Raw genomic sequence first — 11,347 nt, 5'->3', positions numbered from 1 at the left:
GCCAGCCAAGTTAATGGCTGAACACATGGTAGCAATAGCTGCTTAGCTGTTATGCACTTCAAAGTTGAATCTGCCACTTGATAAATTCTCTTATTTCGTGTGTTTAGCTTCGATACTGTATCGTTTGCTAATTTTTTTAATGCTGTTTTCTTGCTTGATGATAAGCAACACGACTGAATAAAAGACAACTTATTTTTAGCATGCCACTTAAATTGCTCGTGATTGACTGAGTGCTGACTAATAGAGCCAGCTTTTGTTAACATGTATTAACGGTTTTGTGATTAATTAAATATTGAATATGGTGGAGTATTTTTAACTTTGCTGAACGTCGGTAGCGGGCGAATGGCGACATTGAAGCTATCGTAGTCGACCGTCTTCTTTACCCAAGAAAGCTGACACTGCATTACATTACATTATCATTCGTCAGTTAATTTAACGCAGTATTAAGATCTGTCTCGTTTTTTTCTTGTGCTGCGCTGGCGCTTTTTGAAATAGATATAATAGCAGAGGCAAGTGTTCCGGCGCGATAGTAGGTGTTGATGTCAGATATGGCGGTTTCTATGGAGTAGTCATCGTAATCTGCCTTTTGTTTGCTAAGTAGTGGGATAACTGCTTTTGTCCGGTCTGCTCGCATCTGGGTGATGAGTGCGTCGATAGTGTTATCAAAATAGAACTCTTGGCTAGCAGAATCTTGTAGCGTTCCGGTAAGTGCAGCTAGGCCTGATAGTATTTTGGTCGTATCGGCGACTGTTATAAGGGCGCCTGCTGTTTCTAATGAAGTACGAAGTGCGCCAGTATAGAAATTATTTTTAGCGTTACCAGCGAGCATCCCGCCTTCGTATATGTGGTAGTAGTGATCGGATATGAGAAGTAGTTCATTAATAATGTTGTTTCTCAGTATTTTACAGGTCGCGGGGACACGTGCTGGATCTTGGCAGGTGTTGATATTGGCAAGCCAAGATTTATCCCGTATAGCTCCCTCAGCGCTACAACCTTTGCTAGTGTCTTGTTTTGTGCACACGGCGTTTTGGTATTTTTCAGCTATTTTGTCAATGCCGCTCTTGGTAATAGTGGTAGTGGGTATAAAAGCAGCACCTCCACCTGGTAGATACGCGCATCCAGAGGCAATAAGGCAAAATGTCAGGGCGACGAGGGGGTATTTGTACATAGTTAAGTCCTTTTAAACTGATGTTGGCTGCTTAATAATTGAGCAATTTTCAAATAATGTCAAGAGTATGTGTTGAAGGCACGTTTCGATGTAGGCACATTGAAGCGTCACCACACGCTGTGCGTTTAGTTTTTGGCACTTTCAAGGTTGATCAGATGTGCTGGTTGGTTGTCGGCTGGCTGTACATGCGCAAATCGCAAATTTAGCTTTTCTTTATGTTTAATGTGCAGTTCTAGTTGGCTAGTTCTGTGGTTTTTTGTCGTTAAATCTACATTGAAAACTATAACTGCTAACGACAGAAATAGGCATTTCTGTTAGTCAAACATAGTCATACTCATATTTTTCAACTAGCAAGTTTAAGTCATTCAAATTGGCTGTATACTGAAAAAGTTGAGCCATCTTTTGTTAATGGTTATTAACAAAAGTGATACGCCCGAATTCAGATAATAAGTACTCCACTCATGGTTAACTGGTGATAGACGAACAACTTAACCGACTGTTGGTGGTATTCTTTCGTCGCCAAACACAAAGAGTATAACGAAATTAAATAGACACTCACGTTAACTTGACTGTTCTTGGAGCAGGTCTAGGCATTAGGTAAGAGGATGCGATTTTTTTAAAAAATAAAAGTTGTCAGAGTCACTTTAAATTGATTTCAACCCCTCGCAGTTAGTTGCTCGAAGGTTTAACTTCTTTGGGAGCAAAGTTAAAAACACTAACGAAAGCCAGCATCTGCTGGTTTCATATTGGCTATCGCTAGATTTTGACGTCAACGGATAACTTAGCCGATAGAGATTAATTCAAACTACCACTACAGTTTATAACCTCATACTAGGGTCTTAATGCTCATGGCGTTATTCTGTGGCATAGTCACCTTGACGCGTGCCTTAGGAGTTATTATGGAAGTTGCCTTACCCAATCGCCCTGACTGGAAAGAATTACTTAAGTCAGGCAATCGCATTTTTATTGGCTCTAATGCTGCCGTTCCCAATGCACTTATTGATGATTTGATTGCCAATAGCGGTGATCTGCATGACATTGAATTGGTGCATATCAATACCTTGTCAGAAAGTCGTTGGGTAGAGTCGCAATTCAGTGATTTATTTAAAGTTAACGCCTTGTTTATTGGCGGTAAAAAAATCCGCCAAGCTGTGGCGGAAGGGCGTGTAGATTATACCCCGTGTTTTTTATCAGAAGTGCCGTCACTGTTCGAACAAGACATCTTGCCGCTAGATGCGGCTTTGATTATGGTCAGCTTGCCGGATAAATACGGTTATTGTTCATTAGGTGTGGCGGTAGATGTGAATTTGGCTGCCGTTAAAAAAGCCAAATATGTGATTGCGCAAATAAACCCTATGATGCCCCGCACCAGTGGTCAGACATTTATCCGCATTGACGATTTTGCAGCCTGCATTGAAGTTGAACAAGCCTTACCTGAACTACCGCTTTTCGAACCGGATAAAATCACTGAACGCATAGGGCAATATGTCGCCATGCTGGTGGATGATGGTGCAACGCTGCAACTTGGCGTAGGTAAAATTCCCAATGCCGTGTTGTATTACTTGCAGAACCACAAAGACTTAGGTGTGCATAGTGAGTTGATTACGGACGGTATTATCGATTTGATAGCCAAAGGGGTGATCAATAATCGTAAAAAGACCTTTCATCCGGGTAAAACGGTGGCCAGTTTTTGTTTAGGCAGTAAAAAGCTGTATGACTTTGTGGATAATAATCCTCATGTTGAGTTTTATCCCAGCGATTACCTTAACTCCCCGGCGAATATTGCGCGAAACCATAAAATGGTCGCCATTAATAGCGCACTTGAAGTCGACTTAACCGGGCAAGTGGTTGCTGACTCAATTGGTCATCAGTTCTACAGCGGTATAGGCGGGCAAGTCGATTTTATCCGTGGTGCGGCCATGTCGGTCGGTGGCAAGCCCATTATCGCCATGCCCTCAACCGCTAAAGACGGCACAATCTCGCGTATTGTGCCTTTTATCACCGAAGGCAGTGGGGTGGTAACATCTCGTGGTCACGTACACTATGTGGTTACCGAATTTGGTGTAGCCTCCCTTAAGGGGCGCAGTATTCGTGAGCGTGCGTTAGAATTAATTCGAGTGGCTCATCCTAAGTTTCGTGAACAGTTGCTTGCTAAAGTGCGTGAGCATTACTGGGTGCCTAATTATCAAAAAAACTATCCTCGAGATGTTCCTGAACTGGGACCTCTGGGGTTTAAAACACTTAAAGTCGATAATCAGGCGTTTGACTTACGGCCATTGAACCCTGCCGATGAACGCCGTTTGCAAGAATTCTTCTATTCGCATACCAAAGAAACTCTTTTTTACCGTTATAACCATTATCCCACGCAAATGACCCGGGAAAAATCATGTAACTTGGTCAGTGTTGATCAGAGTCACGACTTAGCGTTGTGCATTGTTAGGCAACACGGTTCAGTAGCCGAAATTCAGGCCGTAGGGCGCTATTATTTAAACGCAGATAAGCAAAGCTGTGAGGCTGCTTTTGTTACCCGGGAGTCATTCCATGGCAAAGGCATGGCCAAACAACTACTGGCTGAAATGATACTTATCGCCAAACAACGTGGTTTAACAAAAATGCTCGCTATGGTCAGAGCAGATAACCGCAATATGCTAAGAGTATTCGAAAGTGCTAATTTTGTGCGCCAACCAGCAGATGAGCCCGGTGAAGTAAATTTAATTTTGAGTCTGGATAAACAACAATGAGTTTTGTATTTATTAGTCACCCTAGTTGTGGTTTGCATGACGCAGGTGAAGATCACCCCGAAAGCCCCGACCGATTGCACGCTATTAATGATCAACTGATTGCCTCAAGGCTTGATTTTGTTATTGATAAACAACAAGCAATTCAAGCCACCAAAGCGCAATTATATTTAGCCCATGACAAAGCATACGTGGATCACGTATTTGCCAGTGCGCCAAAAGAAGGGGTAATCGAATTTGCACCCGATACGCAAATGACGCCTCGCAGTTTAGACGCTGCGTTATATGCCGCGGGCGCAAACGTGATGGCGGTCGATCTCGTCATGCAAGGTAAAGCCGAACAAGCGTTTTGTGCCGTGCGCCCACCAGGACACCATGCCGAATATGCCAAGTCCATGGGCTTTTGTTTTTTTAATAATGTTGCCGTCGCTGCCGCTTACGCAATGGCGCAATATGGCTTGGAACGCATAGCCATAATAGATTTTGACGTACATCACGGTAACGGCACTGAAAACATTTTTTTTAACGATGAACGCGTGTTGTTCTGCTCGTCATTTGAGTCGCCTTTTTTCCCTTATAATATGGGGCCGGGCAACGAGCATATATTAAATCTACCCTTGTCTGCTGGTACCTATGGCGATGAATTTATGCAAGCAATCAGCGAGCAATGGCTACCTAAAATAGATGCTTTTGCCCCGCAATTAATTCTGATTTCTGCTGGATTCGATAGTCACTATGAAGATGATATGGGGCATTTGAATTTAGTCGAAACAGACTACTACTGGCTGACCTCAGAGCTTAAAAAACTGGCGGTTAAACATTGCAAGGGCAGGATGGTTTCCACCTTGGAAGGTGGTTATGTATTAAGCGCATTGGGGCGCAGTGTCATTGCACATATTAAAGGCATGATGGAGTAATTCGTCATTAACACTCAACGTGTTAACTCAGGGAAAGGGTTTTGGTTAAAAAAGCATTAAAAATGCTGGCGTCTCTAGCTAAGCTAGATGTCCGCATTGAGTAATCATCGGGCGTTCAACCTCAGTTATTCCAAATATTGAATCTCTTGTAAAAGAAGCAACAACGACATCCAAAGTCATAAAGCACTCAATCACAACCCAATTAATAAACACAAGGTATTCGTTCTGTTGTAACTTTGAGTGTCTAGATTGTTGTTGAATTGATTATGATCACTAAAAGGCCTTTTAAACTGACTATACTCAATCCGCTGAGATTGGCGCCGAGTCTGTTTTGGTGACGCTTGCCACGTCATTGCAAAAACACTTTTACCTCAATAAGGAGAGTAATATGCGAACACATAATATCTTATGGCCAACCGATTTTTCCGATACTGCAGCACATGCTTTGCAATATGCCATTGAAATGGCGAATTTGTATCAGGTAGGCATTCGTATTTTACATATTGTCGAGCAGCCTTCAGGCGATGAGAATTATATGATCCTTGCGATAACGCCCCAAGAGCTAGCTAAAAATATGGAAGACGCTGCTGCGAGTAAAATGCACGAGTTATTAAGCCAATTGACTACTAATTTAAAGGTTGAAACGGTTATCCGGCACGGTGATGCCATCGATGAAATTTTGGCCGAGGCCAACAGCGGAGATATTGGCATGGTAGTTATTGCCAGCCATGGAAGAACCGGACTTTCTCATTTTTTGAATGTTAACGTTGCAGAAGCGATAGCGAATAAAGCCGATTGCCCAGTGTTAGTCGTCAAATGAAATTGGCGCTTATATCTTGTCCCGTAGCGATCTTGGATGAAATAAAAGCAGACTTCGAGTTGGGTAAAAAATCAGAGTTCGGCAACCGTAGGCACGCGTCTTAATCGCGCTAAGCTGGGAGTTTAAAGCTAGTCGCTGGGCTAATTAAATGCTTAAAAAGTTGCGCCTACTTTTATAAATGTGTTTTAACGACTTTATTAACGGCTGCTAGCAGCGTATTGATCTTTATTAACGAGTTTGAGATACGTCGATAGGCTCTTGTCTTTTTCATCTTTGTAGCGGGTGTTGAGTTGGCTAAATTCTGTGATCCGATCCAGGCGGAAATTTCTAAATGCACCGCGTAGTTCACACCAGCCGGCCAGTAACCATATCGGACTAAATGATATTAATGCGAGAGGTCGAATGACTCGCTCAGTTTGTCGGTCATTAAGGTCCAAATAGGTAAAGCTGACAACATGTTTGCGCCTAATGCATTCTCTCACTTCGGTGAAGTTGACTTCCCAAGGTATTTTGTAATGGCTGGGGGCTGAAAATGTGCTGATTTGGTGAAGCTCGTTAATTAACTGAGCGGGTAATGTGGCTTGAATTTTTCGATAGGCACTTTGTGCTTTTTCGGCGAACTTTTCATCGGTCCAATTACTCACCATACCAATTCCCAAGGCGATTGCTTCCAATTCGTCTGCATCAAACATAATAGGAGGTAGATGATATTTTTTATCGATTACGTAACCCACTCCAGCCTCACCTAAAATCGGTACACCTGAATCAACTAGATCTTGGATATCGCGATAAATAGTTCTTAAGCTAACTTCAAAACTCTCAGCTAATGTATGCGCTGTAACAGCTTGATGCATTCTTCTTAGGTGATGAACAATATCGTTTAGTCTTTCAGCTTTGCGCATGTGTGATTACTTCATCTGTGTGGATGTATGCTTAATTTTATACAAACACTACTGACATTAACTGTCAGTAGTCAATGGCTACTATTAAGTCACGTTAAATAATAACTGACAGGAGAGCGCAATGATTGGATACGTAACGATAGGAACAGCAGACTTAGCTAAATCAGGAGCATTTTACGATGCCTTATTAGGCACGATAGGTGCAGTACGGTTTATGGATGAGCCTGATTATTTTATTGCTTGGTCAAAAGAGCAAGGTGAACCTTCGCTTGGTGTTGCAGTGCCATTTAATAAAGAGCCTGCAACGGTAGGTAATGGCACCATGGTCGCCATCGCGTTAGAAAACCAACAACAGGTTAATGCCTTTTATAACAAAGCACTTGAATTAGGCGGAACATCTGAAGGGGCTGTCGGGTTTCGGCCTGAAGAAGCAGAATCAGGTTTTTACGCAGGCTATTTTAGAGACTTAGATGGCAATAAACTGAATGCATTTTGCATCCTAGGTGAGGGCGCTTAATTATATCTCCCAGTGGCAAAGCAATTCTGCTTTATAGTGACACTTTCAATATGCAGTATTAGTGTTCAGCCTAGAAGCTATAAGCCCTGACGATTAGGTCGGGGCATTTTCATTAATGCTTACGTTGCCTTCGAATTGTAAAGACAAACTTTACATTTTTGTTAGGGTATAAAATCTCGATTTGCGCTAGGATAGCGCGCTAAACTACCCTTCATTGCATCATTCGAACTTTATACTACAAAAGCATTCTAAAATGAGCATTAGGCGTGAACGCCGATTTTATTTGCATGATGCGTTCATCTAAATATGTGTTGTGACGGGTAAAATAATTCCAAACATTCAAACCATTTAAGGACTATTAAATGAAAATATTCTCTGTTTTACTGATTACAACCTTAACCCTTTCATCGCACGCATTTGCTAATGATACGGTCGATAAATTAAAAGGCTTACTGGGTAAATCTAGTAGCTCAACGTCAACACAAACGGTTTCTTCTACTGAATCTCAAGCTTTAGATGTTTCAAGTTTGGTCAGTATGGTGTCTGACAATTTGGGGGTGAGTGAAACTCAGTCTCAAGGCGGATTAGCGTCAATTTTTGATTACGCTAAATCTAACCTTTCTGGGGGCGATTACACTGAGCTAGCAAGCAATATTCCTGGGTTAGACAGTTTGCTTGACTACGTGCCTGAGGTGACTTCGGACTCGTCATCAAAGAGTTCTGCCATGTCAGGATTATTAAATAAGGCCTCAGAATACAGCTCATCGTTAAGCAGTATTAATGCCCTAAAGCAGCAATTTGAAGCGCTTGGTTTAGATACAGACATGATTAGTAGCTTTGTATCGCAAATTAACGCTTATCTTAGCGGTGATAAAGACACTCAAGCGTTGCTTCAATCTGGATTAGGTAATTTAGCTTCGTTGCTTTAATCATTCTTGGGCGGGCTTATTTGCTATCTGTGATGGGCTCGCCATGTCTATAATACTATTCTCGTTCTAAAACCAAGCCCGCTATGTCTTTCAAAAATCTAATAACAACTTTCAGCAATCAAGCAAAGTGGGTGCGTATTACCACGTATGTCATCACTGCATATCTCATTTATGCGCTAATTTTAGGTCTTATCACGCCCTTGGTTTTACAGTCTCAGTTGCCAGGTGTGTTGAGCGACAAGCTTGGGCGCACGGTAAGCATTGAAAAAGTACGTATCAATCCATTTTTGCTTCGTGTTCGTGTGTCTGACTTTATCGTTGAGGAAGAACAGACTAATGCACCATTTGTGCAGGTTTCGCTGTTAGAGGTGGATGTTGGATTTTGGCAAACGCTGCTGCACTTAACCCCAACCATTGAACACGCATATATTGATGAGCCCTATACCCATTTAGCCCGTATATCTGGTGGTGATAAAACGACGCTTAATTTTTCTGACATTATCGAAAAGCTCAAGCAAGAATCGTCAGAGCAACCACCAGTGGATGAAGATGAGATAACAAAAATTCCGCATATTCGATTAGGGCGCTTTCAACTCTCTGGCGGACACGTACTGCTTTCAGATCGCGTCACTGACACTGAAATTAACTATCCCGAGTTGGCGTTTGAATTAACTGATTTGGATACCCTCGCTTTAATTTCTCAACCATTGAAAGATAAAAGTGCTCAATTACCTGAGAATCATTATGAATTTAAGCTGCTTTCTGATGAAGGTGGTACGCTCCACTTCGATGGGCAGTTTCAATTGGCGCCTCTTGAAGCAAAGGGCAGTATTGAGCTGGCAAGTGTTGCGCTGTCACCTTTGTGGCCGCTATCAGATGACGTAATTGAAGCAAGGCTCACTAATGGCCTATTAGATTTCAATTTGAATTATCACCTAGTACAACACGTAGACGGCGTACGCTTACAAGTAAATAACGGACAACTAGCTCTATCGAACCTGACGATTACTGATAGCAATAGCCAGCCAAAGGTTAAGATTGCTGGCATACATATTACTGGCGTAAAACTTGATACAAACACTCAGCAAGTTGATATCGGCAGTGTTCGCATCGATGAGCCTTGGGTTGATGCGAGTGTTGATAAGATGGGCGTAGATTTAGTTGCCATATTAACGCCGCAGTCAAAACTTGATCCCGTTACCGCAAGTGCCCCTAATGTAAAATCAGCAGCAAACTCAGATGCTGTTTCTCGCACTGAGTCACAAAATGCACAAACCGAGCAAGCGGATCCAAATGCAGGCACTTCTGTGCAAGACGAAGCAGATAAACCCGAATGGCGAGTGGTTTTACAGTCATTTGCTTTGAATAATGGCGATATAGCCATTAACGAACGTGTTGTTTCCCAAGGTGTGCATTGGCGAGTGTTTAATATCAATGCCACGACGGGTGTAGTCGATACACACTTTGAAAGCCCCATAGAATACACTCTGCAGCTCGGGGTTGGGGGAAATGCCACGCAGCTTCCCACAAGTGCATTAGGCGAGTTTGTGAGTAGTGGCAAGGTAAATGTAAAGCAACAACAAGTCGCTGGTACGGTTGATGTTAGTCAGTTCGCATTAGTACAGCTTCAACCGTATATCACACCCTATTTAAACGCTAATCTGCAAAACGGCATCGCTGGTGTATCGGGTTCATTTGCAGCGGGTTCGGCTAGTCCTACCGTGTTTACAGGGCAAGCCAATATTAGCGAGCTTGCTGTCGTAGATGGGCTGAAACAAGAACCGCTGCTTAAATGGCAGGATATGCAGTTAGCAGGGGTTCAGTATGACACCGGCGAAAATGTCTTTTCACTGCAAAAAATAACGCTTAAAAGTCCCTACGCCAAACTGGTCATTGATAAAAATAGACAAACAAACATTAGCGATATTATCGTTAAAACGCCATCAGCCAGTGCGGCTCCAATACAACCATCCGCTGCTGTGAATAGCCCCACAATGACTGAACAAACAGCTTCGCCTATGGCGATCAGAATTGATGATATTAGTGTACTAGAGGGCAGTGCTTACTTTGAAGATAATTCTCTTAGACCGCGCTTTGCTTCGGGTATTGAGGCGTTAAACGGCAGTATCACTTCTTTGTCGTCAAAAGCAGATACTTCCGCTAACGTTGATTTGAACGGTAAAATTGATGGTTATGCGCCAGTGGCATTAAGCGGGGCGATTAACCCTCTGCTTGATGATATGTATCTTGATCTAAACTTCTCGGTAAGCGGCGCTGAGTTGACGTCGGTTAACCCATACTCAGGTACCTATATGGGACACTTTATTGACAAAGGTTTATTGTCATTAGACGTAGGTTATAAGTTGGAGAACAATCAGTTAAAGGGTCAAAATCATGTGGTTATTGATCAGCTCACCTTAGGTAGAAAAACCGATTCAGACCAAGCGCTTAGTCTGCCATTAGGGCTTGCTATTGCGTTGTTGCAAGACTCTGATGGCGTAATTGACCTAGGTATGGAAGTGTCAGGGGATTTGAACAACCCAAGTTTTGGGTTTGGCGCGATTATTTTCAAAGCGCTTGGTAACATAATAACCAAAGCCGTCACTGCGCCTTTCTCGCTTTTGGCTAATCTAGTCGGCAGCGACGATGAGCTTAACGACATTGCATTTTCTCATGGTTCTGCTGCTCTGAACGATGCCATATCTGAAAAACTCAACACATTGGCTAAAGCGCTGGTTAAACGCCCAGGTCTTCGCGTAAACATTGAAGGCACCGTTAACGAAGTACAAGATGCGTACGAGATTGCTGAACAACAGCTGCAACAGCAATTGCTCGAGTTGACTGGAGACGCTGTGTTGCCTGCTGATTTCTCTGCTAGCGCCATTACGTTAACTGGGCCATACGGAAACGCCTTGGTGACATTATTTAGCACTGCGACGAACAAGGTTGTGGAAGAAGAGCGGCAGGTGGTCAACGCACAACTAGAACAGGGTCAACCAGAGCACAAAGACGGTAAGCGCCTTATCTCACAAGACCAACAGAACCAAGCCTTGGTCATTGCGATGTACAATCAAGTTAGAAATAGCATTAAAGTGCCACGCCACGCGTTGGCAATACTGGCCGAAAGTAGGGCTAAAGCAGTTAAAACGTTTTTGGTGAATAACGCGAAAGTGGACACCAACCGATTATTTCTGCTCAACAGCCGTGAGCATTTGCAGCGTGATAAGAGTGGCGTAACACTCACACTGGAAGCAAACTAACCTAATTAAAATACGCTAATACGCTAATACGCTAATACGCTAATACGCTAATACGCTAATACGCTAATACGCTAATACGCTAATACGCTAATACGC

Annotated in this window: 9 protein-coding genes; 6 read left to right on the top strand and 3 right to left on the bottom strand. The window is 42.8% G+C overall.

Annotated features, from left to right (window positions below):
• Positions 1 to 263, bottom strand: a 263-nt coding sequence (locus GQS54_RS23110; protein ID WP_205967878.1) for a hypothetical protein, incomplete at its 3' end; no start/stop codon positions are given.
• Between the two features lie 164 nt (positions 264 to 427).
• On the bottom strand, positions 428 to 1,168 hold the full coding sequence (locus GQS54_RS21635) for a hypothetical protein (RefSeq protein WP_166426001.1): 741 nt from the start codon (positions 1,166 to 1,168) through the stop codon (positions 428 to 430).
• Between the two features lie 899 nt (positions 1,169 to 2,067).
• On the opposite strand from GQS54_RS21635, the gene GQS54_RS21630 reads away from it, so the two are divergent.
• The 3 genes from GQS54_RS21630 to GQS54_RS21620 all read left to right on the top strand — a co-directional run bounded on the left by GQS54_RS21630 (position 2,068) and on the right by GQS54_RS21620 (position 5,643).
• Complete coding sequence (locus GQS54_RS21630) at positions 2,068 to 3,909, top strand: bifunctional acetyl-CoA hydrolase/transferase family protein/GNAT family N-acetyltransferase (protein WP_166426000.1); 1,842 nt, start codon at positions 2,068 to 2,070, stop codon at positions 3,907 to 3,909.
• Positions 3,906 to 4,823, top strand: coding sequence for a histone deacetylase family protein (locus tag GQS54_RS21625; protein WP_166425999.1), 918 nt, complete (start codon positions 3,906 to 3,908; stop codon positions 4,821 to 4,823). Before GQS54_RS21630 ends, GQS54_RS21625 begins: the two co-directional genes overlap by 4 nt.
• A gap of 388 nt (positions 4,824 to 5,211) precedes the next feature.
• Entirely contained in the window at positions 5,212 to 5,643 is a 432-nt protein-coding gene (locus GQS54_RS21620) for a universal stress protein (protein WP_166425998.1), read from the top strand.
• A gap of 197 nt (positions 5,644 to 5,840) precedes the next feature.
• Here GQS54_RS21620 and GQS54_RS21615 read toward each other — a convergent pair whose 3' ends face one another.
• Entirely contained in the window at positions 5,841 to 6,545 is a 705-nt protein-coding gene (locus tag GQS54_RS21615; RefSeq protein ID WP_166425997.1) for a YafY family protein, read from the bottom strand.
• A 121-nt stretch (positions 6,546 to 6,666) separates the two neighbouring features.
• Between GQS54_RS21615 and GQS54_RS21610 the strand changes: the two genes are divergently transcribed.
• From GQS54_RS21610 to GQS54_RS21600, 3 genes are all read left to right on the top strand, one after another.
• Positions 6,667 to 7,062: a VOC family protein gene (locus GQS54_RS21610; RefSeq protein WP_166425996.1), complete on the top strand. Its 396-nt coding sequence runs from the start codon at positions 6,667 to 6,669 to the stop codon at positions 7,060 to 7,062.
• 362 nt (positions 7,063 to 7,424) lie between these two features.
• Positions 7,425 to 7,991 carry a DUF2780 domain-containing protein gene (locus GQS54_RS21605; RefSeq protein ID WP_166425995.1) on the top strand — a complete coding sequence of 189 codons (567 nt, stop codon included), beginning with the start codon at positions 7,425 to 7,427 and terminating at the stop codon, positions 7,989 to 7,991.
• A 131-nt stretch (positions 7,992 to 8,122) separates the two neighbouring features.
• The gene (locus GQS54_RS21600; protein ID WP_346766599.1) at positions 8,123 to 11,251 is read left to right on the top strand and encodes a DUF748 domain-containing protein; all 3,129 of its coding nucleotides are present in this window, start codon (positions 8,123 to 8,125) and stop codon (positions 11,249 to 11,251) included.
• The last annotated feature ends 96 nt before the right edge of the window (positions 11,252 to 11,347 follow it).

This window comes from Paraglaciecola sp. 20A4, assembly GCF_011378905.1.
Taxonomy (GTDB): domain Bacteria; phylum Pseudomonadota; class Gammaproteobacteria; order Enterobacterales; family Alteromonadaceae; genus Paraglaciecola.
This window is presented reverse-complemented; position numbering and strand designations above follow the sequence as displayed.